Origin of the sequence: uncultured Xanthomonas sp. (assembly GCF_964278005.1) — a bacterium.
Taxonomy (GTDB): domain Bacteria; phylum Pseudomonadota; class Gammaproteobacteria; order Xanthomonadales; family Xanthomonadaceae; genus Xanthomonas_A; species Xanthomonas_A sontii.
On record NZ_CAXYKF010000023.1, the window covers coordinates 305,783 to 326,398 of the forward strand.

A 20,616-nucleotide genomic window follows, 5' to 3' on the forward strand; every position below is an offset into this window, starting at 1 on the left:
TGCGAGATCAGGGGGAGGCGACCAGCACGGCCACCGGGAACTCGGCGAACAGCGCCGACACCGCAATGGCCGACGTCGCGTCGACGGTAGCACTGGCCAGCACCGGGCGATACTGTGCCTGCGGCAGTGTCAGAACCGTGTTACGCCAATCGAACTGCGCCCGCAGCGGCGCGTCCGGCCGCAGCGCCTGCGCGGCGGCGCCCAGCCGCGGTACCACCACCACCAGCGAGGCGCCCTCGTGTTCGCGCACGAAGCCGAGCACGTGTTGGGCCTGCGGGCCCTGCGCCTGCAGCGGCGTGTAGCGGCCGTGCGCGAACAGGTCCGGATGCGCGCGCCGCAGCTGCAGCAGCTGTGCGGTCAACCAGGCCTTGACGTGGCCGCTGTGCCAGTCCTGCAGCAGCGCGTCCGCTGCGGTGGCATCGCGCAGCCAGGCCTGGCGCAGCGCGTAGTCCACCGGGCGGCGGTTGTCCGGATCCACCAGCGAAAGATCCCAGCCCTCGCTGCCCTGGTACAGGTCGGGCACGCCGGGCAGGGTCAGGCGCAGGGTGGTCTGCACCAGGCTGTTGAGCGCGCCGGCCGGGGCCAGTGCCGCGGCCGCCTGCGCCAGCGCCTCGCGCAGTGCCGCGCCGGCTGGCTGCACCAGTGCCGCATCAAGCAGCGCGCGCGCATTGCGCTCGTAGTCCTCGTCCGGCCAGGTCCAGTGGGTGCGCAGCTTGGCTTCGCGCGCGGCCTTGAGCTGCCAGGCGCCGATGCGCTCGGCGTAGTCGCGCAGGCCATCGGCGTCGTCCACCGCCAGTTCCAGCGGCCACGCCGCCACCAGCATCTGCCACAGCATCAGCAGGTCGCCGGGCAGCGGCGCGGCGCTACCGGCCGGCAGCAGGTCCGCCGACAGCGCCTGGAACCGCGCCACCTGCGCCTCCCACCACGGCGCCTGCGCGCTGAGCGCGGCCAGGCGCATGCGCACGTCTTCGCCGCGCTTGTGGTCGTGGGTGGCGGTGGCCAGCAGCGCGCGCGGATAGCGCTGCGCGCGCAGGGCGTTGGCCGCGTGGAACGCCTCCGGCGTCAGCGCGAACACGTCCGGCTCGCTGCCGACTTCGTTGCGCGAGAGCAGCACGCCGTGGCGGTAGAAGGACGTGTCCTCCACCGACTTGGCGTTGAGCGGTGCCGACAGTTGTTCCAGGCGCCGGCGCACGATCCGCCGCAGCGCCACCTGCGCCTTGCCGGTGCCGCGGCCGTCGCGGCTCCAGCGCTCGATCGCATCGATCGCCGCGCACACCCGCGGCTCGGCGCCGACGCGCGCACGCTGCGCGGCCTGCGCCAGGCGCGCCGCGTCGTCGTCGTCCAGGCCATCGGGCCCGGCATAGGTGCGGTACACCTCGAAGTGCCGCAGCAAGGCCATCAGCCCGCGCGCCAGCATCTGCGGGCTGAACTCGCGGGTCAGCGGATCCAGGTGCGCGGCGGCGCCCAGCGCCTGCACGGTGCGCACGAACTCGGCCTGCAGCGAACCCTGCAGGATCTCGTCGCGCGCGGCGCGCTGCTCCTGGCCGAAGTCGCCGCTGCGGCCGCTCCAGCGCCGCCACAGCGCGGTCAGCGGTTCGGCGCCGGCCGGGTCGTGCAGCATCGCGGCGACCTGGTCCATGAAGTCGTAGCCGGTGGTGCCGTCGCAGGGCCAGTCGCTGCGCAACTGCTCGTGCGGCGCCAGGATCTTTTCCAGATACAGGACGATGCCGCCCGGGGCGATGCCGCGGCGGCGGCCGGCGCGGTCCAGTTGCGTGCGCAGCCGCTGCACGTAGCCGGTGGGATCGGCCAGGCCATCGACGTGGTCGACCCGCACGCCATCCAGATGGCCCTCGGCGACCAGCCGCAGCGGCAGCTCGTGGACCGCGGCGAACACGTCGTTCTGCTCCACCCGCAACGCCGCCAGCGAGGTGATGTCGAAAAAGCGGCGGTAGTTGAGCATGTCGTTGCCGACCCGCCACCAGGCCAGGCGATAGCACTGGCGTTCGATCAGCCGGTGCAGGGCGTCGTCGCCCAGCCGCGCGGCGTCGTTGAGCCGGGCGGCCCAGGCCGGGCGCGTGCTGGCCGCTTCCTGGGCGACGGCACCGTCCAGGCGGATCGGGAAGCGCTGGTCGTGGTGCAGCAGGACCACGCTGCCGTCCTCGGCGACCTGCAACTGCAGCGCGCCTTCGCTCAGCGCCTGCGCATACGGCCGGTCCAGCACCGGCAGCCACAGCTTGCCCTCGCGCCCGGGCGCGCGCCAGTCGATGTCGAACCAGCCGGCATGACGGCTGCGCCGGCCGTGCGTGAGCACATCCCACCACCATGGATTGCTCGGGTGGGTGGCCATGTGGTTGGGCACGATGTCCAGGATCAGGCCCATGCCGTGGCTGCGCGCGCGCTCGGACAGGTGCAGCAGCGCCGGTTCGCCGCCGAGTTCGGGATTGACCTGGCGCGGGTCGGTGACGTCGTAGCCGTGGGTGGAGCCGGGAACGGCGGTGCCGATCGGCGACAGATACAGGTGGCTGATGCCCAGCCCGGCGTAATACGGCACCCGTGCGGCGGCATCGAGCAGGGTGAAACCGGCATGCAGCTGCAGGCGGGCGGTGGCCCGCAGGGGAATCATGCGCATGCGTCGGCTCCTTGCGCGGCGGTGGCGGTGGATTGGCGGGTCTGGGCGAACGCGTCCAGGCGCGTGGCGAGTGTGGCCGCGGTCGCGGCGGCATCGGGCGCGGGCAGGCGCCGGCGCCAGTTCGGGTGGCCGTCGACGGTGCCGGGCAGGTTGGGTTGCTGGTCCAGGCCCAGCGCGTCCTCGGCCGGCAGCAGGGCCAGCGGCGAGGGCGTGGCGGCGACGAAGCGCAGCGCGCCCAGTTCCGGGTCGGCGGCCTGCGCGGGCGGCAGCGCCGCGGCGACCGCCTGGTCCATGCGCGCGACATCGTCGGTGCGTGCCTCATGGTCGGCATGTTGCTGCGCGGCGTCGCTCAGTTGCAGGCGCCGGCGCCAGTCGATGTCCTCGCCGCGGCGCCAGCCGCGCAGGGTCGGCAGGTCATGGGTGGTGGTGGTGGCGAGTGCGTCGGGGCGCCACTGCGCCGGCGGCAGGAACGCGCCGGCGCGGTCGCGGGTGAACAGCAGCACGTCGATGCCCATCACCCCGCGGCGCGACAGTTCCGCGCGGATGCCGTCCGGCACCACGCCCAGATCCTCGCCGATCACGATCGCGCGGTGCCGCCAGGATTCCAGCGCCAGCAGGCGCAGCAGGTCGTGCAGCGGATAGCGCAGGTACACGCCGGTGGAGGAGGGTGCGCCGCGCGGGATCACCCACAGCCGCAGCAGGCCGAGGATGTGGTCGATGCGCACGCCGCCGCGATCGCGCATCACCGCGCGCAGCAACTCGATGAACGGCGCGAAGCCGGTGGCGCGCAGCGCGGTCGGTGCATAGCCGCAGATGCCCCAGGCCTGGCCGTCGCCGTTGAACGCGTCCGGCGGCGCGCCCAGTTCCAGCCCCTGCAGCACCGCCTGCGGCCACGCCGCGGCCTCGGCGCCATGCGCGTCGAAGCCCACCGCCAGGTCGGCGATCAGGCCGATGCCCATGCCGTCGGCGCGTGCCTGCCGCTGCACGTCGGCCCAACTGCGCGCGGCCAGCCATTGCGCGAAGCGGTGCAGGCCCGGATCGGCATCGCCGAAGTCCTGCGCGGCGAACGCGGCATGCGCGTGCAGGGCGCTGCCGCCGTCGCGTTCGAACGCGGCCAGGTCGGCGTGCAGCGCGGCATCGGCCTGACCGAAGTCGGTATGCAGTTGCCGCAGCCACTGCCACTTCAAGGCAGCGGAGGCCGGCCAGTCGATCAGCGGGCGGGCCTGCGCCTCGGCGAAGGCCTGCGCCAGCCCGGCCGCCTCCAGCGCGCGCTGCGCGGCGGCGGCACCGAGCACGCGCGCCGGCGCTGCCTGCAACGGATCGAGGAAGCGGCGGTCGCTGGGCGAGTAGGGGCTGTAGTGCGCACTGATCGGTCGCGCCGCATGCACCGGGCTCAGCGCGATGGCATCGCCGCCGGCCGCGGCGATACGCGCGGCCCAGGCGGCGGTGCCGTCGGCGTCGCCGATGCCGGCGTCGTAGCCGCCCGGCGCCGAGTACACCTGCAACGACAGGCCCCAGCGCCGCGGCTGCGCCGCGCCCACCGCGTCGGCGACGCCGTAGCAGCGTGGCGGCGCCACCGCCAGGGTGGTGCTGCGGTCGCCGTGCTGCAGGGTCCAGTAGCCGGCGGTATCGGGTGCGACCAGGCGGCCTTGTGCGTCGCAGTGGGCGTGCAGCGTCTGCCCGTCCTCGCCGTCGAGCCGGTACGCCGCACCGGGCACGGCGCCGACCTCGACCGGCACGCCGGCGTCGGCGGTCAGCAGCGGCGGCAGTGCGGCATCGGCCTGCAGCCGGCGCAGGCTGTCGCGGCAGGCGGCCGCGTCGCGCGCGTCCAGGTCGAGCGCACCGAGCACATGGCGCAGGGTGTCGTCGGCAACCGTGCGCGGGGTGTCGCTGGCGTCGATCCAGTCGACCAGCAGGCCGGCGACGTCGGCCAGGGTGTGCAGGGAAGTGTCGGTCATGGGCAGGGCGAACCGGGCAGCAGGGCGGAGGAAGAGATATCCGCCGCGGTCCCGCCCACACGCGCCGGCGGCGCGTGCGCGGCGGTGGGCAGCGAACGAGGCGGCCAGCGTGCCGGGGACGCTGTCGCGATGGCGTCGCGACAGCGGGCGCTCATGCGGCGTTGCCGGGCCGGTAGCGCGCGACGAAGGCGTTGGGCGGCAACTGCGCGGCGTCGTCGCCGGCGTTCTCCGCGTGCACGGTGCTGCCGGGCAGGTCCAGCGCCACCGGCGCGTCGCCGAAGTTGGCGGCCACGTGCCATTCGCCGTCGCCCAGGCGCCAGCCCGCCGCGATCGCCTTCGGGCCGATCACCCGCGCCCCCAGCGCGCTGGCCTGGCTGAGCGCCGGCACCAGGTGCTGGCGGCGCAGCGCCATCAGCGCCGCGAACCAGTCGCGCCAGCGCGCACCGTCGCCATGGGTGGCGTCGCTGATGTCGGCGATGGACGCCTGGAAGGTGCCCGGTGCGTTGGGGTCTGGGATGGTGGCGCGCTGTTCCGGATCGGCGAAGGCGGCGAAGTGCGCGAACTCACGGCGGCGGCCCTCGCGCACCGCCTCGTCCAGCGGCGGCGCGAAATCGGTGAAGAACTGGAACGGGGTGCGGCTGCCCCACGGCTCGCCCATGAAGAACAGCGGGATCATCGGGGTCAGCGCGGTCAGCGCCAGCGCCGCGCGCAGTGCCGGGTCGCTCACCTGGGTGATCAGCCGGTCGCCACGCGCGCGGTTGCCGATCTGGTCGTGGTTCTGCGCGAAGATCACGAACTTGTGCGGCGGCAGGTGGCCGCTGGGCTCGCCGCGCGCGTGGCCGCGGTGGTCGGCCTGGCCCTGGAAGGCGAAGCCTTCGCCGAGCACACGTGCCAGGTGCTGCGCCGGCGCGTCGGCGAAGCCGGCGTAGTAGCCCTCGTGCTCGTCGGTCAGCAGCACGTGCAGGCTGTTGTGGAAGTCGTCGTCCCACTGCGCGCTGTAGCCGTGCTCCAGCACGTCGGCCTGGTTGGCCTCGTTCTCCAGCACCAGGTGCACGTGGCGCCCGTCGGCGACGCTGGTCATGATCGCCTCGCGCAGGGTGTCGAGGAAGGCGTTGGGCACGATCGCGTGCACCGCATCCAGGCGCAGGCCGTCGAAGCGGTATTCGTGCAGCCACATCAACGCGTTGTCGATGAAGTAGCGCTGCACCGGCGGCAGGCGGAAATCGATCGCCGCGCCCCACGGGGTCGGCGCGTCCTCGCGGAAGAAGGTCGAGGCGTATTGGCCCAGGTAATTGCCGTCCGGGCCGAAGTGGTTGTAGACCACGTCCAGGAACACGCTCAGGCCCAGGCCGTGGGCCTCGTCGATCAGTGCCTTGAGTTCGTCCGGATGGCCGTAGGCCGAGGCCGGCGCGTACGGCAGCACGCCGTCGTAGCCCCAGTTGTGGCGGCCGGGGAATTCGGCCAGCGGCATCAGTTCGATCGCGGTCACGCCGAGCGCGGCCAGCGTCGGCAACTGCGCACGCAGCCCGGCATAGCCGCCGCAGGTGCCCACGTGCAGTTCGTAGAACACCGTCTCGGCCCAGGGCCGGCCGCGCCAGTCGCCGTGGCGCCAGGCGTAACCGTCGGTGGCCAGCACCGCGCTGGCGCCGTGCACGCCGTCCGGCTGCCAGCGCGAGGCCGGGTCCGGCACCGGTCTGCCGCCGTCGATGGCGTAGCGGTAGCGGGTGCCGGGCGCGCACGCCAGGGTGGCGGCGAAATAGCCGTCGCCGATCGCCTGCAGCGGCTGCCGCCGATCGTCGCCGAATACCAGCTCCACGCGCTCGGCATCCGGCGCCCACAGCGCGAAGGCGACCTCGCCGTTGGCGCCTGGCCAGGCGCCGGGGCGCAGCGCCGCGCGCGGGGCGGCAGGGGAATCGGTCGAGACAGCGGTCGTGGCCATGGTCAAAGGTCCGGTTGCAGCCAAAGGGTGGACAGCGGCGGCAGGGTCAGCGCCAGCGATTGCGCATGCCCGTGCATCGGCTGCGGCAGGGTCGACAGCACACCGCCGTTGCCCTGGTTGGAACCGCCGTAATAGCCGCTGTCGCTGTTGAGAATCTCGCGCCAGCGTCCGCCACGCGGCACCCCCACGCGGTAATCGTGGTGGACGGTCGGCGTGAAGTTGCTCACCGCCAGCAGCGGCGGCGTATCGTCATCGCGGTCGTGGCGGACGAAGGCGAACACGCTGTTGTGGTGATCGTCGGCGATGCTCCATTCGAAGCCGTCGCTGCTGCGGTCGCTGCGGTACAGCGCCGGCAACGCACGCAACTGCCGGTTGAGGTCGGCGACCAGGCGCGCGACGCCGCGGTGCTCGGGCTGCTGCGCCTGCACCCAGTCCAGCGGCCGGTCGTGGTCCCAGTCCTGCCACTGCCCGAACTCGCAGCCCATGAACAGCAGTTTGCGTCCGGGATGCGCCCACATGAAGGCCAGGTAGGCGCGCAGGTTGGCGAAGCGCTGCCAGGCGTCGCCTGGCATGCGCGCCAGCACCGAGCCCTTGCCGCGCGCCACCTCGTCGTGCGACAGCGGCAGCACGAAATGCTCGGAGAACGCGTACACCAGGCCGAAGCTCATCTCGCTGTGGTGGTGCTGCCGGTGCAGCGGATCGCGCTGCAGGTAGCGCAGGGTGTCGTGCGCCCAGCCCATGTTCCACTTGTGGCTGAAGCCCAGGCCGCCCTGCGCCGTGGGCGCGGTCGCACCCGGCCACGCGGTGGATTCCTCTGCGATGGTGCGCACGCCCGGGAAGCGCTGCGCGATCTCGTCGTTGAGCCGGCGCAGGAAGGCGATCGCCTCCAGGTTCTCGCGGCCGCCGTGGGCGTTGGGAATCCACTCGCCGGCGTTGCGGCCGTAGTCGCGGTACAGCATCGCCGCCACCGCATCCACGCGCAGGCCGTCGACGTGGAAGCGCTCGATCCACTCCAGCGCGCTGCCGATCAGGTAAGCCACCACTTCCGGGCGGCCGTAGTTGTAGACCAGCGTATTCCACTCGCGGTGCACGCCTTCGCGCGGGTCGGCGTGTTCGTACAGGGCGCTGCCGTCGAAGCGCTGCAGGCCGTGCGCATCGTCGGGGAAGTGCGCACCGACCCAGTCCAGCAACACGCCGATGCCGGCCTGGTGACAGGCATCGACGAAGCGCGCGAAGCCGTCGGCGTCGCCATGGCGCGCGGTGGGCGCGTACAGGCCCAGCGGTTGGTAGCCCCAGGAGCCGCCGAACGGGTACTCGGCGATCGGCAGCAGCTCGATGTGAGTGAAGCCGAGCCCGCGCACGTAGGGGATCAGTTCGGCGGCCAGCGCATCCCAGTGCAGCGGCTGGCCGTTGCCGTCGTGGCGCCAGGAGCCGGCATGCAGCTCGTAGACGCTCAGCGGCTGTGCGCTGCCGGCCTGGGCCTCGCGCTGCGCAAGCCAGGCCGCATCGCCCCAGGCATGGCTGTCGGCGTACGGCACCACCGAGGCGGTGGACGGCGCCAGGGCGCTGCAGCGCGCCACCGGATCGGCCTTGCGCGGCAGCACGCTGCCGTCGGCAGCCTGCAATTCGTATTGATAGTGTTCGCCGCCGTGCAGCCCGGGCACGAACAGTTCCCAGACCCCGGCGTCCGGGTGAAAGCGCAATGGATGCCGGCGCGCGTCCCAATGGTTGAAGTCGCCGACCAGCGCCACCCGCCTGGCCTGCGGCGCCCACACCGCGAAGCGCACGCCCTCCACCTCGCCGACGCGGGCGTGATGCGCGCCGAGCGCGGTACGCAGGGCGGCGCCGTCGCCGGCGGCCAGATCCTGCAGCCAGGCCGGATCGAGCATCGGCTCGAAGGCATAGGGATCGTCGCATTCCTGCACCGCGTCCGGCCACACGATGCGCAGCCGGTAGGGCGTGGGCTGCTTCAGCTCGCCCTCGAACAGGCCATCGGCCTGCGGGTGGGTACGCATCCGCGCAATCAGCTTGCCCTGCGCATCGAGCAGGCCCAGCGCCTCGGCGCCGGGCGCCAGCACACGCACCTGCACCGTGCCGTCGGCCTGTGGATGCGGGCCAAGCCAGGCGAACGCATCGATCGCCTCGCCGCGTGCCAGTGCCTGCAGGGCAAGGCCGTCGCCGTCGTCCTCCGTGTCCGCCGCCGGGTCCCCGCCGGCGGCCGGGTCCACGGCGTGTTCCCGATCGCTCATGCGGCGGCCATGGCACTCGCGGTGGCCGACACCGTGGCGCTGGCCGCGGCCGGGATGTTGCCGGCGGTCGTGGCGGCGGTGCGCTCGTACAGCGCCATGTACTTGCGCCCGGCCAGCTCCCAGCCGCTGGGCCGCAGCATCGCCGCGCGACGCATCGCCTGCAGCAGACCCGGCAGGCGGAAGGTGCGGAACACCCGTTGCAGGCAGCGGCGCAGGCCGTCGGCCGAGGCTTCCTCGAACAGGAAGCCGGTGACGCCGTCGTCCACCGTGTCGATCAGGCCGCCGGTGGCGTGGGCGATCGGCAGGCTGCCGAAGCGCTGCGCGTACATCTGGCTCAGCCCGCAGGGCTCGAAGCGCGAGGGCATCAGCAGGAAGTCGGAGCCGGCGAACATGCGCCGCGCCAGCGGCTCTTCGAAGCCGATGTGCGCGCCGACATGGCCGGGGTAACGCCGCGCCAGCGCCGCCACCGCCTGCTCGATCTGCGGCTCGCCGCCGCCGATGATCACGATCTGGCCGCCGGCGGCGACGATCTGCGGCGCCACCTCGCAGATCAGGTCCAGGCCCTTCTGGTGCACCAGCCGCGAGACCACCGCGAACAGCGGACCGTCGCTGTCGAGCAGGCCGAACGCCTGGCGCACCTGCGCCGCGTTCTCGCGCTTGCCCTGGATCTGGCCGACACCGAAGTGCGCCGGCAGGTGCGCGTCGGTGCGCGGGTCCCAGCTGGCGTCGATGCCGTTGACGATGCCGCTGAGGCGGCCGCTGGCGGCGCGCCGCGCCAGCAGCGCGTCCAGGCCGCAGCCCTGCGCCGGGCCGGTGATCTGCGCCGCGTAGCTGACGCTGACCGTGTTCACATGGTCGGCGTGGACGATGCCGGCACGCAGGAACGACATCTGCCCGTAGAACTCCAGGTCCTGCAGGCCCTCGGCGGGGATGCCCAGGGCACCGGCCATCGCATACGGAAACAGTCCCTGGTAGGCGAGGTTGTGGATGGTCAGCAGGCAAGGCGTGCGGCCGCCGGACCAGCGCACGTAGGCCGCGGCCAGCGCACACGGCCAGTCGTTCAGGTGCAGCAGCTCCGGCGTCCAGTCCAGCCCGGCCTGACCGCCGGCGATCTGCGCGGCAGCGTGGGACAGGGTGGCGAAGCGCAGCGCGTTGTCTTCCCAGTCGCGACCTTCGCTGCAAACGTACGGCGAACCCTGTCGCTCGAACAACTGCGGGCACAGCAGCACGTAGACGCACAGACCATCCGGACGCTCGGCCCGGCCCAGCGCGCAATCCGGCAGCCCGGCATGTGCGGCGATACGGCCGACGATCTCCAGCGGCCCGGTCGTGCGCAGCACCGCCGGGTAGCCCGGGATCAGCACGCGGATGTCGCAGCTGCCGCGCAGCGCGCGCGGCAAGGCCGCGGCCACGTCGCCCAGGCCGCCGGCCTTGATGAAGTCGGCCATCTCGGAGGTCACGAACAGGCTGGTCCGGCGCGGCGCCGGGTGCAGCTTGACGGTCACCTCGGCATTGCGGACGAAGCGGCCGCGCGCATCGCGGTAGCGGCGGCGCGGCGCATGCAACACCGGATGGGTATCGCGTTGTCTGTCGGTCAGGTCGGCGGGAGTGGGGGGCGACATGGCGGTTCCGTCTGGGAAGGGGGAGGACGGGGCACACGAAAATCGGAAAGCGACTGCCGGCGCGCGTCCTGGCGGGCGCGCGACGTGAAGCGAAGGAAGAGGCACGGCAGCGTCGAAACGGAACGGCGATGTTGCAGTGCGATAATGCACGAGCAAAGTACAAATGGCGCGATAAAAGAGGCGTGAAGCGCGCGCTTGTCTACGGCGAAATGGAGAGTGCGGCGCATAGTGGATTTGCCGAACGTCAGACGCCGCAAGCATGGATCGCGTTGCACGTGCGAATGAATCGTTTAGCTTCCGTTGCCAACACGTGCCGCGCTCCCGTGCGACCGTGGTCGCCACCTCCGTTGTGCGAGCTTCATGCGGTCTATGGTGCAGTGTGCTCATGACAGTCTTGAAACCGCAGATGCGCCGCGAGCTGGACGGCTTCGTCCTCGACGGGCTGCTGCGTACGTGCCCGGATGGCGTGCTCAAGCCGCAGATCTGCATCAGTGGCCACGACGGTGCGGTGCTCGGCCGGCACGCGTTCGACGGCGTGTATTTCCGCGATGCCAACGCCGGCGCCTATTTCGTCGCCGAGCGCCTGGCAGCGATCCGTTCGGCACGGTACGGAAAGCTGGTCTTCGCCTGAATTCGCTGGCCGGTCGTCTGTCGGATGCGATTGCCGTGGGGAAGCGGTGTGGGGTGGCGCCCCGCTCAGGCTCCGGTCTGCAGACGATCCAGGGCCGCCAGCAGATCGGTGCGGCGGTAAGGTTTCGGCAGAAAGCCGGTGTGCTCCGGCAGCATCCATGGTTCCGGTGCGTGCATGCCGGAGGTCAGCAGGGCCGGGGTGACGATGCCGCGGCGGCGCAACTGGCGCACCATGCTCAAGCCGTCGCAGCGCGGCATCTGCACATCGCTGAAGATCAACGCCACGTCCGGATGCCGTTCCAGCACCGCCAGTGCTTCCTGCGCGGTCGCCGCCGACAGGACCCGGTATCCATCGGCGGCCAGCATGGCGGCGGCCAACTCCCGGATCGTCTGGTCGTCCTCCACCAGAAGAATGGTGGTGGAGGCGGAGGTGACGCGCATAATGCAGGGATCGCTTTAATAAATAATCCACTGCAGCTTCACGATTCGTCGGTGAAGCGCTGGTGACGTCCCGCAAATCCCGATATTCTCGACCTTACTTACTGCGAGACGCAGCTTGACCACGCACGCCCACTATCGGCAGATCGTCGAGCTCTCCCACGACTGCATCAAGGAAGTCGGCCGCGACGGCGTCGTGCGCTCGATCAATCCCCACGGGTTGGCCCTGCTCGGCGTGTCCGACCCCGCCGACGTCGTCGGCCACAACTGGGTCGAGCTGTGGCCCGAGGACATGCGCTCGCTGACCCAGGGCGCCTTTGCTGCGGCGTTGGGCAACGAGCAGCGTGAATTCTGGGCGGAGCGCCCCTCGCTGGATGGACGGCGGCGCTGGTGGCACGTGATGGTCAGTCCGCTGGCCAACGCCTCGGCGCGGGTGGAAAGCGTGCTGGTGATCAGCCGCGACGTCACCCAGCAACACCAGGTCGAACAGGCCCTGCGCGCGCTGGGTCACCTCGCCCCGATCGAGGGCCGGGGCGACACGATGGACGCCGACGATGCCGCTGCGCTGGGCCGTCGCTGGCAGACCGAGCAGTCGCAGCTGCGCGGGCAACTGGACATCGCCCTGGCCGCGCAGCGCGTGGCCGAGCGCGCGATGACCCAGGCGCAGAAGGGCGAGGCGGTGGGGCAGATGCTTGCCGGCGTGGTCCACGACTTCAACAACATGCTGCATACCGCGATCACCTCGGTGAGCATGGTCGCCGACCATCCGCAGCGCCTGCAGCCGGACCAGCAACGGCTGCTCGCCATCGCCAACGAGGCCTTGCAGCACGGCGCGGGCATGACCCGGCGCCTGCTCGGCTTCGCCCGCGCGCACCCGGTCAAGCCGATCTGGCTGGACCTGAACGCGCTGGTGACGCAGATGCAGCCGTTGTTGGCGCAGGCGCTGGGCGGCGAGATGCGCCTGCAATTGCTTGCATGCGCCGAGGTGGCGACGACCTATGCCGACCGCAACGCGGTCGAGCAGGCGGTACTGAATCTGGCGTTGAACGCGCGCGACGCCAGCCGCCCCGGCGATGCGGTGACGATCCGCTGCGGCGCGCTGGAGGTGCCGCCGTCGCGCGCGGCGGCGATGCGCCAGCCCGGCCGCTACGTGACCCTGGCGGTCAGCGACCAGGGCGAGGGCATGTCCGATGCGGTCAAGTCGCGCCTGTTCGAGGCGTACTTCACCACCAAACCCGAGGGCAAGGGCACCGGCCTGGGGCTGGCCCAGGTCTACGGTCTGGTGCGCCAGGCCGGCGGCTTCGTCGACGTGGAATCGGAACTGGGACGCGGCACCACCATCACCCTGGCGTTCCCGTTCGTGGCGCGGCCGCTCGGCGACGAGGGCGAGGGCGCCGACCCGATGCCGGTGCCGACGGCGGAGTAACCACGCTCATCCGCCTGCGCGCACCGGCAGCCGGTCGCTGATGCGCACCGCGAAGGCCTCGCGCAGCACCTGCAGCGCCCGTTGCTGGCGCCCGGCATCCAGCGCCGCGCAGCACGAGGGCGGCACCTGCACCTGGAAATCGCGCATGCGCGCATCGATCGCGGTCGCCAGCACGCAGGCGTCGGTGGCGATGCCGGTGACCAGCAGGCGGGTGGTCTGCAGTCGCGCCAGCAGCAGGGCCAGGGCCGAACCGAGGAAGGCGGAGTGCTTGGGCTTGAGCACGTAATAGTCCTGCGGGCGCGGCGCCAGGCAGGCGGCAATGCGTTCGCCGCGCTGCTTCGGGTCGGCGCACAGGGTCCACAGACCTTCGAAATCGGTCCGCCAGTCGGCGAAGTTGTCGTTGGCGAACAGCACCGGCCAGCCGCGGCGATGGAAGCGCGCGCGGAGCTGGGCGATGCGCTCGGCCACCGGGAGTGCGGCCTCCGCCAGCCGTGCGCCGTCCGGGAAGTCGAAACGGCTGATCATGTCCACGATCAGCAGCGCCGGCGCCCCGTGCGGCGTCGCGGGTTGCCGCTGGGTGCGTGTGCGTCGCCGGGCGGTCTGGCGCATGCGTCGATCCTCCATAGCCGGACTGGCTTCATGGTCGGCGCGACGGGTGAAACGCGGGTGAGCGCAGGTGACGGCGGCATGGCTGAACGGATCGGCCGGCGCCACCTCGGCGGCGCCGCTGGCCACCTTCGCGAAAGCTTACTATTTAGGGTTTACATTGACCGGCGTCCTTGCCCGTCGACAGGAGAGCACGTGGTACCAACTGGCGAACACAACCAGGCGCGCGTGGCCGCGGCGGCATCCGCCATGCCGTCCGCCCGCGGCACTTCCCGATGGCGCTGCGGCGCCGGACGCGGTCGGCGGATCGCATGAGCACGGTCGCCCCCACACCGGTCGTGCACGTCGATGCTCCCCTGGATGCCGGCCACGCGGTCCTGCCGCCCGAGGCGCCGCTGGCCATGCCGCTGCAGTCGCTGCAGGAAGGCAAACTGCGCAACACGCGCCTGCCCAGCACCCCGGTCGGGATCGGCTGGCGGCGCTTCTACGTGTTCGGCACCACCGCGGCGATGACCGCCTACGCCAGTTGGCTGATCGGCAAGGTCTTGGTGATCGGCGGCGTGAGCGTGCTCGAAGCCTGTCTGATGGTGCTGTTCATCCCGTTGTTCGCCTGGATCGCGCTGTCTTTCGTGAGCGCGCTGGCCGGCTTCTTCACTCTGGTGTTCGGCAAGGGTCGCAAGCTCGGCATCGATCCGGACGCGCTGCTGCCGCAGGTGCGCAACCGCACCGCGCTGCTGATGCCCACCTACAACGAGGATCCGCACCGGCTGATGGCCGGCCTGCAGGCGATCTACGAGTCGGTGGCGGCCACCGGCCAGATCGAGCGCTTCGATTTCTTCATCCTCAGCGACACCACGCGCCCGGCCATCGGCGCGGAAGAAGAGAAGGTGTACGCCGAGCTGGTGGAGCGGGTCGGCGGCCAAGGCCGCCTGTTCTACCGGCGCCGCGCCAGCAATGCCGGGCGCAAGGCCGGCAACATCGCCGATTGGGTACGCCGCTTCGGCGGCGCCTATCCGCAGATGCTGATCCTGGACGCCGACAGCCTGATGACCGGCGACAGCATCGTGCGCCTGGCTGCCGGCATGGAGGCCAACCCCGACGTCGGCCTGATCCAGACCCTGCCGGAAGTGGTCAACGGCAACACCCTGTTCGCGCGCATGCAGCAGTTCGGCGGCCGCGTCTACGGCCCGGTGATCGCCTTCGGCGTGGCCTGGTGGCACGGGGCGGAAAGCAACTACTGGGGCCACAACGCGATGATCCGCACCGAGGCCTTCGCCGCGCAGGCGGGCCTGCCGTCGCTGCCTGGGCGCAAGCCGTTCTGCGGCCACGTGCTCAGCCACGACTTCGTCGAAGCGGCACTGATGCGTCGTGGTGGCTGGGCCATGCACATGGTGCCGTACCTGCAGGGCAGCTACGAGGAAGGCCCGCCGACGCTGACCGACCTGCTGGTGCGCGACCGCCGCTGGTGCCAGGGCAACCTGCAGCACTCCAAGGTGGTGCGCGCGCGCGGCCTGCACTGGGTCAGCCGCATGCACATGCTGATCGGCATCGGCCATTACTTCACCGCGCCGATGTGGGGCATGCTGATGCTGATCGGCATCGCCATTCCGCTGCAGAACGGCGGTTTCGACCTGGTCGCCTCGGTGATCTCGCCGTTCTCGCCGGCGCGCTACTGGCACCAGCAGGACTCCACGCGGGTGGCCTGGGTATTCGCGGTGACCATGTTCGTGCTGCTGGCGCCCAAGGTGATGGGCTACTTCGCGATGCTGCTCAAGCCCGGCGAACGCCGCGGCTGCGGTGGCGGGCTGCGCGCTTTCGCCAGCATGCTGCTGGAGACCCTGCTGGCCGCGCTGATGGCGCCGGTGGTGATGTACGTGCAGTCGCGCGGCGTGGCCGAGGTGCTGGCCGGCAAGGACTCGGGCTGGGACGCGCAGCAGCGCGACGATGGGCGCATTTCGTGGTCGGCGCTGTTGCGCAGCTACGGCGGACTGAGTGCGTTCGGCCTGCTGATGGGCGGCATGGCCTATGCCGTGTCGCCGTCGCTGGCGGCATGGATGGCGCCGGTGGTGATCGGCATGGCGCTGGCGGTGCCGGTGGTGGCGATCAGTTCCTCACGCGCCGCCGGCCTGTGGCTGCGCAAGCTGCGCATCCTCGCCATTCCCGAGGAGTCGCAACCGCCGGCAGTGCTGCTGCGCGCCGCCGAACTGCGCCGCGAGGCCGCCGCACGCCGGGCCGAGGCCGAGGCGCAGGCCCAGGGCTGAGGCCGGCATACTATCCGGCCTCATTCATCGGGAACCGACATGCTGGAGACAGTGGAACACGAAACCGGCGCCGCGCCGCGCTGGACCGTCCTGTGGCTGCACGGCCTGGGCGCCGACGGCAACGACTTCGCGCCGCTGGTGCCGGAACTGGTGCGGCCGCACTGGCCGGCGCTGCGCTTCGTGTTCCCGCACGCGCCGGTGCGGCCGGTGACGGTCAACAACGGCGTGCGCATGCGCGCCTGGTACGACATCGTCAGCATGGACTTCTCCAACCGCGCCGACAGTGCCGGCGTCGCCGAATCGGTTGCCCAGGTCGAGGCCCTGATCGCGCGCGAGGACGCGCGCGGCGTGCCGGCCGAGCGCCTGCTGCTGGCCGGCTTTTCCCAGGGCGGCGCGATCACCCTGGCCGCCGGCCTGCGCCGCGAACGGCCGCTGGCCGGCCTGATCGGGCTGTCCACCTACCTGCCGGAACTGGAGAGCGTCGCCAACTGGCACGTCCCGGCGGCCCTGCGGCAACCGCTGTTCATGGCCCACGGCCAGGGCGACCCGGTGATCCCGCAGACCTACGCCGAGCGTACCGCGCAGACCCTGCAGGCGCTGGGCATGCCGGTGCAGTGGCGACGCTATCCGATGGCGCACCAGGTCTGCGCCGAGGAAATCGCCGACCTGCGCGACTGGATGGACGCCTGCCTCGCCGGCAGCTGATTGCAGCGGCCGCATGGCGGCATGGTGCGATGCCGATGGCGGGCGCCCGGAACCAGGGCTAGTATCGGCCGCAGCGCACGCCAGTCGAGTGAGGGAGACCTGGGTGAAGGTGCTGATCGCCGACGACGAACCCCTGGCGCGCGAACGCCTGCGCACGCTGCTGGCCGCGCATGCCGGCGTGGAAGTGGTGGCCGAAGCCGCCAACGGCATGGACGCGCTGCACGCCTGCGCCGCGGCGCAGCCGGACCTGGTGCTGCTGGACATCGCCATGCCCGGCCTCGACGGCCTGGAGGCCGCGCGCCATCTGGCCACCTTCGAACCGCGCCCGGCCGTGGTGTTCTGTACCGCCTACGACGCGCATGCGCTGTCCGCGTTCGAGGCGGCGGCGATCGACTACCTGATGAAGCCGGTGCGCGCCGAGCGCCTGGCCGCGGCCCTGCAGCGCGCCCGTACGTTCATGGCCGGACGCGGCAACGGCGACGCCGCGGCGCCGGCCCCGCAGCGCCGCACCCACCTGTGCGCGCGCCTGCGCGGCAGCCTGCGGCTGATCCCGGTCGACGACATCCACTACCTGCAGGCCGAGGAAAAGTACGTGGTCGTGCACCACGCGCGCGGCGAGGACCTGATCGAGGAATCGCTGCGCGCGCTGGAGGAGGAGTTCGCCGAGCGCTTCGTGCGCATCCACCGCAACTGCCTGGTCGCACGCCACGAACTGGTGGAACTGCGCCGGCTCGGCGAGGGCCAGGTGCAGGCGGTGCTGCGCCATGGCAAGCAGCCGCTGGAGGTCAGCCGGCGCTGCGTGGCGCAGCTGCGCAAGGAGATCCACCAGCGCTGACGCCGCCCGGGCCGCCCGCGTGCAGCGGCGGACGGCGGCTTTCCGCGATAATGCGCGCATGAAGATCCTGCGCATCGCTACCCGCAAGAGTCCGCTCGCCCTGTGGCAGAGCGAGCATGTCGCCGCCTGTTTGCGCCGCGCGCACCCGCATCTGGACGTGGTGCTGGTGCCGATGAGCACCCGCGGCGACGAGGTCCTGGACCGCTCGCTGGCGGCGATCGGCGGCAAGGGCCTGTTCCTGAAGGAACTGGAGCTGGCGATGCTGCGCGGCGAGGCCGATTGCGCGGTGCATTCGCTCAAGGACGTGCCGATGGAGCTGGATCCGCCGTTCGTGCTGCCGGCGATCCTGCCGCGCGCCGATCCGGCCGATGCGCTGATCTCCAACCTCTACGCCTCGCTGGACGCGCTGCCGCTCGGCGCGCGCGTCGGCACCTCCTCGCTGCGGCGGCAGGCGCAACTGCGCGCGCGGCGCCCGGACCTGGAACTGCTGGACCTGCGCGGCAACGTCAACACGCGCCTGGCCAAGCTCGACAACGGCGGCTACGACGGCATCGTGCTGGCCTGCGCCGGCCTGCAGCGGCTGGGCCTGGAGGGGCGCATCACCCAACGCCTGCAGGCGCCGGACTGGCTGCCGGCCCCGGCGCAGGGCGCCATCGCGGTGGAATGCCGCGAGGACGCCAGCGACGCGCTTGCATTGTTCGCCGCGCTCGACGACGCCCCGACCCGCATCTGCGTGGAGGCCGAGCGGGCGATGAACCGCGCTCTGCACGGCAGCTGCCACGTGCCGGTGGCGGCCTTCGCGCAATGGCGCGGCGAGGACCTGCTGTTGCAGGGCCTGGTCGGTGGCGTCGCCGACGGGCGCCTGGTGCGCGCCGACCTGCAGCGCAGTGCGCAGGATCCGCAGGCGCTGGGCCAGGCCGTGGCCGAGGCCCTGATCGGCGCCGGCGCGCGCGAACTGCTGGATGTCGATCTGCCGGCCTGAGGGCGTGCGCAGTCCGCGCCAGCGACGGTGGGGGTCACCTGTCATGCAGCCGCGACAAGCGAAGCCGAAAGCGGACTGACACCCTCCGTCGGCGGGACTGAAGTCCCTCCCACAGTGCAGATCCCGGCAGTGCCGGTTGCGCGCGTGGGGGAGCGGCTGCAGCCGCGATAGGCGTTACCGGGAAAGCCTGTCGCGGCTGACGCCGCTCCTGCAGGTGAGGTGCATTGGTCCCTGCGCGCCAACGCCATTGCGTGCCGTGCTGGCGGGGCGCGGCTGCAGCGGTTCCTGCGAGAAGCGAATCAACGGGTCAGCCCTGCGGCGTCGCGAGGCGACGCGCTGCCGTGCGCCAATCCCGAATCCCCACTCCCCAATCCCGGCTCACTTGAACTTGTAGACCAGGTTCATCGTGGTCAAGGTATCGGTCTTCTTCTTGTCGTCGCTGACGTCGCTGTTGTAGCGCGCCTGCCAGCCGGCCTTCAGCGCCAGGCGCTCGTTCATGCTCACCGAGATGCCCAGGTCGTTCTGCGCGAAGGTGTTGTACGCGCCGGACTCGACCAGCAGGGTGTTACCCAGCTCGGTATTGCTGGTCAGGCCGTACTTGAAGTCGACCAGGCCGCGGCCGATCAGGCCGGTTTCGGTGCGGTCCTCGACCACGTCGTGGGCGCGGCGCACGCCGGGACCGATCTGCACGTCGATGCTGCGGCGGTCGCCGTCCATGATCCGGGTGCCGTAGCCGATGCCGATCGTCGCCAGGCGGTCGTAGGTGGCGAAGTCGTCGCGCTCGTAGCGCAGCGAGGCGGTCAGCTGGCGGTGCTCGCCGAGCTGCAGCGCGCTGCCGGCGCTGCCGGTGTAGCGGTTGGAGGTGGTCTGGCGCTTGCGCGAGGTGGTGCCGTCCGGATTGGTGTCGGTGTACTCGGCGCTGGCGTGCAGGGCGAGCAGGTCCAGGCTGTGGATCCAGTCGCCGTCCACGTACTGGCCCTTGAGCCGGCCGTTGAGGCTTTCGTTGGTGCTGTTGCCGTGCGAGGAGGCGAAGCCCAGTTCGCCCGATCCGCTCCACGGCGAACTGGCCGGGTCCGTGGCTGTCGGTGAGGTGGCGACGTCGGCGGCCCAGGCCGGGGACGTGCTCAGCAGCAACAAAGCGATGGCGGATACGAGGGTGGCACGGCGGGACATGGCTTCTCCGGGAATGAGGACGCAGCCTTCGGCTAACGAAATGGAAACGATTTCATCATACCGGATCCACATGACACCCTGGCCGGCCCGGGGCGCCGGCTTCATCGGCGGTTCGGGCGCTGCACCGGCCGCCATGCCGGGCAGGCGTTTTCCGCCCGCGACTCAGACATAATCGGGACCATGGACCGCTACGAACGCATCAACGCACTGCACCGCCTGCTCAAGTCCGCGCGCTACCCGGTGACGGTGGCGCGGCTGCAGGACGAACTGGGCTGCTCCCGCGCCACCGTCTACCGCGATCTGGCCTTCCTGCGCGACGCGCTGATGGCGCCGGTGGAGGGCGACGGCGAGGCCGGCTTCCGCTACGAATCCGGCGAGAGCGACCGTTTCGAGCTGCCCGGGCTGTGGCTGAGTTCGGAGGAACTGCACGCGCTGCTGGCCTCGCAGCAATTGCTGGCGCGCACCGGCGGCGGGGTGCTGTCCTCGGTGCTGGCGCCGCTGCAGCAGCGCATCGAGAGCCTGCTCGCCGCCCAGGCCGGGGCGACCCATTGGCCGGTGGAGCGGGTGCGGGTGATCCCGCACCGCGGCCGCAAGCTCGACGAAGCCAGTTTCCGCACCGTCGCCTCGGCGGTGCTGGAGCGCAAGCGCCTGTCCTTCGACTACCGCGCCCGCTCCACCGACGAATCGACCAAGCGCACGGTGTCGCCGCAGCGCATCACCCACTACCGCGACAACTGGTACCTGGACGCCTGGGACCATGGTCGCGACGCGGTGCGCAGCTTCGCGGTGGACCGCATCAACCACGCGCGCCTGCTCGACCAGCCGGCGCAGGACGTGGCCGACGCCGAACTGGATTCGCAGCTGGCGGCCAGCTACGGCATCTTCTCCGGCGCGCCCAAGGGCTGGGCCACCATCGTGTTCAGCCCCAAGGCCGCGCGCTGGGTCGCCGACGAGCACTGGCATTCCAAGCAGCAGGGCCGGTTCCTGGCCGATGGCCGCTACGAACTGAAGGTGCCCTACAGCGTCTCGCGCGAACTGCTGATGGACGTGCTGCACTACGGCTCGGATGCGGAGATCGTCGAGCCGCGCTCGCTGCGCGAGCAGGCCAAGGCGCTGCTGTCGCTGGCGCTGAGCAACTACAGCGACGACTGAGGCGTCGCCGT

The 20,616-nt window shown here is 71.4% G+C and carries 15 protein-coding genes; 7 read left to right on the forward strand and 8 right to left on the reverse strand.

Features of this window, described 5'->3' with window-relative positions; genetic code table 11:
• Positions 1 to 7 precede the first annotated feature (7 nt).
• From treY to glgA, 5 genes are all read right to left on the reverse strand, one after another.
• Entirely contained in the window at positions 8 to 2,623 is a 2,616-nt protein-coding gene (treY, locus tag ACHWVH_RS15675; protein ID WP_394687696.1) for a malto-oligosyltrehalose synthase, read from the reverse strand.
• The gene (locus ACHWVH_RS15680) at positions 2,620 to 4,587 is read right to left on the reverse strand and encodes a 4-alpha-glucanotransferase (protein ID WP_394687521.1); all 1,968 of its coding nucleotides are present in this window, start codon (positions 4,585 to 4,587) and stop codon (positions 2,620 to 2,622) included. The genes treY and ACHWVH_RS15680 overlap by 4 nt, the downstream gene beginning before the upstream one ends.
• 151 nt (positions 4,588 to 4,738) lie before the next feature.
• Positions 4,739 to 6,526 carry a malto-oligosyltrehalose trehalohydrolase gene (gene treZ, locus ACHWVH_RS15685; protein WP_394687522.1) on the reverse strand — a complete coding sequence of 596 codons (1,788 nt, stop codon included), beginning with the start codon at positions 6,524 to 6,526 and terminating at the stop codon, positions 4,739 to 4,741.
• Positions 6,527 to 6,528: 2 nt separating this feature from the next.
• Entirely contained in the window at positions 6,529 to 8,775 is a 2,247-nt protein-coding gene (gene glgB / locus ACHWVH_RS15690; RefSeq protein WP_394687523.1) for a 1,4-alpha-glucan branching protein GlgB, read from the reverse strand.
• Complete coding sequence (gene glgA / locus ACHWVH_RS15695) at positions 8,772 to 10,397, reverse strand: glycogen synthase GlgA (protein ID WP_017907679.1); 1,626 nt, start codon at positions 10,395 to 10,397, stop codon at positions 8,772 to 8,774. Before glgA ends, glgB begins: the two co-directional genes overlap by 4 nt.
• A 406-nt stretch (positions 10,398 to 10,803) precedes the next feature.
• On the opposite strand from glgA, the gene ACHWVH_RS15700 reads away from it, so the two are divergent.
• Entirely contained in the window at positions 10,804 to 11,028 is a 225-nt protein-coding gene (locus tag ACHWVH_RS15700) for a hypothetical protein (RefSeq protein ID WP_394687524.1), read from the forward strand.
• 65 nt (positions 11,029 to 11,093) lie between these two features.
• On the opposite strand, the gene ACHWVH_RS15705 is transcribed toward ACHWVH_RS15700, so the two are convergent.
• Positions 11,094 to 11,468 (reverse strand): response regulator, encoded by a 375-nt coding sequence (locus tag ACHWVH_RS15705; RefSeq protein WP_017907677.1) that lies wholly within the window; start codon positions 11,466 to 11,468, stop codon positions 11,094 to 11,096.
• A 115-nt stretch (positions 11,469 to 11,583) separates the two neighbouring features.
• Here ACHWVH_RS15705 and ACHWVH_RS15710 point away from each other — a divergent pair, with 115 nt between their 5' ends.
• Positions 11,584 to 12,891, forward strand: a complete 1,308-nt coding sequence (locus ACHWVH_RS15710) for a nitrogen regulation protein NR(II) (RefSeq protein ID WP_152235622.1) — start codon at positions 11,584 to 11,586, stop codon at positions 12,889 to 12,891.
• Positions 12,892 to 12,897: 6 nt separating this feature from the next.
• Here the strand turns inward: ACHWVH_RS15710 and ACHWVH_RS15715 are convergent, their stop codons facing one another.
• Positions 12,898 to 13,500 carry a cysteine hydrolase family protein gene (locus ACHWVH_RS15715; RefSeq protein ID WP_295943071.1) on the reverse strand — a complete coding sequence of 201 codons (603 nt, stop codon included), beginning with the start codon at positions 13,498 to 13,500 and terminating at the stop codon, positions 12,898 to 12,900.
• A 308-nt stretch (positions 13,501 to 13,808) separates the two neighbouring features.
• On the opposite strand from ACHWVH_RS15715, the gene mdoH reads away from it, so the two are divergent.
• The 4 genes from mdoH to hemC all read left to right on the forward strand — a co-directional run bounded on the left by mdoH (position 13,809) and on the right by hemC (position 18,280).
• Positions 13,809 to 15,758, forward strand: coding sequence for a glucans biosynthesis glucosyltransferase MdoH (gene mdoH / locus ACHWVH_RS15720; RefSeq protein ID WP_267117055.1), 1,950 nt, complete (start codon positions 13,809 to 13,811; stop codon positions 15,756 to 15,758).
• Positions 15,759 to 15,797: 39 nt separating this feature from the next.
• On the forward strand, positions 15,798 to 16,463 hold the full coding sequence (locus ACHWVH_RS15725) for an alpha/beta hydrolase (protein WP_394687525.1): 666 nt from the start codon (positions 15,798 to 15,800) through the stop codon (positions 16,461 to 16,463).
• A gap of 88 nt (positions 16,464 to 16,551) precedes the next feature.
• On the forward strand, positions 16,552 to 17,298 hold the full coding sequence (locus tag ACHWVH_RS15730) for a LytTR family DNA-binding domain-containing protein (RefSeq protein WP_320740217.1): 747 nt from the start codon (positions 16,552 to 16,554) through the stop codon (positions 17,296 to 17,298).
• Positions 17,299 to 17,356: 58 nt separating this feature from the next.
• Positions 17,357 to 18,280 (forward strand): hydroxymethylbilane synthase, encoded by a 924-nt coding sequence (hemC, locus tag ACHWVH_RS15735; protein ID WP_267099740.1) that lies wholly within the window; start codon positions 17,357 to 17,359, stop codon positions 18,278 to 18,280.
• Between the two features lie 378 nt (positions 18,281 to 18,658).
• Here the strand turns inward: hemC and ACHWVH_RS15740 are convergent, their stop codons facing one another.
• Complete coding sequence (locus ACHWVH_RS15740) at positions 18,659 to 19,453, reverse strand: YdiY family protein (RefSeq protein ID WP_017907670.1); 795 nt, start codon at positions 19,451 to 19,453, stop codon at positions 18,659 to 18,661.
• A 180-nt stretch (positions 19,454 to 19,633) separates the two neighbouring features.
• On the opposite strand from ACHWVH_RS15740, the gene ACHWVH_RS15745 reads away from it, so the two are divergent.
• On the forward strand, positions 19,634 to 20,605 hold the full coding sequence (locus ACHWVH_RS15745; RefSeq protein WP_010341069.1) for a YafY family protein: 972 nt from the start codon (positions 19,634 to 19,636) through the stop codon (positions 20,603 to 20,605).
• Positions 20,606 to 20,616: the final 11 nt, after the last annotated feature.

What these genes read in the sequence shown, in the direction of transcription:
- treZ (WP_394687522.1), bottom strand. Translation starts at nt 6,526, where the DNA reads ATGGCCACGACCGCTGTCTCGACCGATTCCCCTGCCGCCCCGCGCGCG.
- ACHWVH_RS15680 (WP_394687521.1), bottom strand. Translation starts at nt 4,587, where the DNA reads ATGACCGACACTTCCCTGCACACCCTGGCCGACGTCGCCGGCCTGCTG.
- glgB (WP_394687523.1), bottom strand. Translation starts at nt 8,775, where the DNA reads ATGAGCGATCGGGAACACGCCGTGGACCCGGCCGCCGGCGGGGACCCG.
- hemC (WP_267099740.1), top strand. Translation starts at nt 17,357, where the DNA reads ATGAAGATCCTGCGCATCGCTACCCGCAAGAGTCCGCTCGCCCTGTGG.
- mdoH (WP_267117055.1), top strand. Translation starts at nt 13,809, where the DNA reads ATGAGCACGGTCGCCCCCACACCGGTCGTGCACGTCGATGCTCCCCTG.
- glgA (WP_017907679.1), bottom strand. Translation starts at nt 10,397, where the DNA reads ATGTCGCCCCCCACTCCCGCCGACCTGACCGACAGACAACGCGATACC.
- ACHWVH_RS15700 (WP_394687524.1), top strand. Translation starts at nt 10,804, where the DNA reads ATGCGCCGCGAGCTGGACGGCTTCGTCCTCGACGGGCTGCTGCGTACG.
- ACHWVH_RS15740 (WP_017907670.1), bottom strand. Translation starts at nt 19,453, where the DNA reads ATGTCCCGCCGTGCCACCCTCGTATCCGCCATCGCTTTGTTGCTGCTG.
- ACHWVH_RS15745 (WP_010341069.1), top strand. Translation starts at nt 19,634, where the DNA reads ATGGACCGCTACGAACGCATCAACGCACTGCACCGCCTGCTCAAGTCC.
- ACHWVH_RS15705 (WP_017907677.1), bottom strand. Translation starts at nt 11,468, where the DNA reads ATGCGCGTCACCTCCGCCTCCACCACCATTCTTCTGGTGGAGGACGAC.
- treY (WP_394687696.1), bottom strand. Translation starts at nt 2,623, where the DNA reads ATGATTCCCCTGCGGGCCACCGCCCGCCTGCAGCTGCATGCCGGTTTC.
- ACHWVH_RS15725 (WP_394687525.1), top strand. Translation starts at nt 15,798, where the DNA reads ATGCTGGAGACAGTGGAACACGAAACCGGCGCCGCGCCGCGCTGGACC.
- ACHWVH_RS15715 (WP_295943071.1), bottom strand. Translation starts at nt 13,500, where the DNA reads ATGCGCCAGACCGCCCGGCGACGCACACGCACCCAGCGGCAACCCGCG.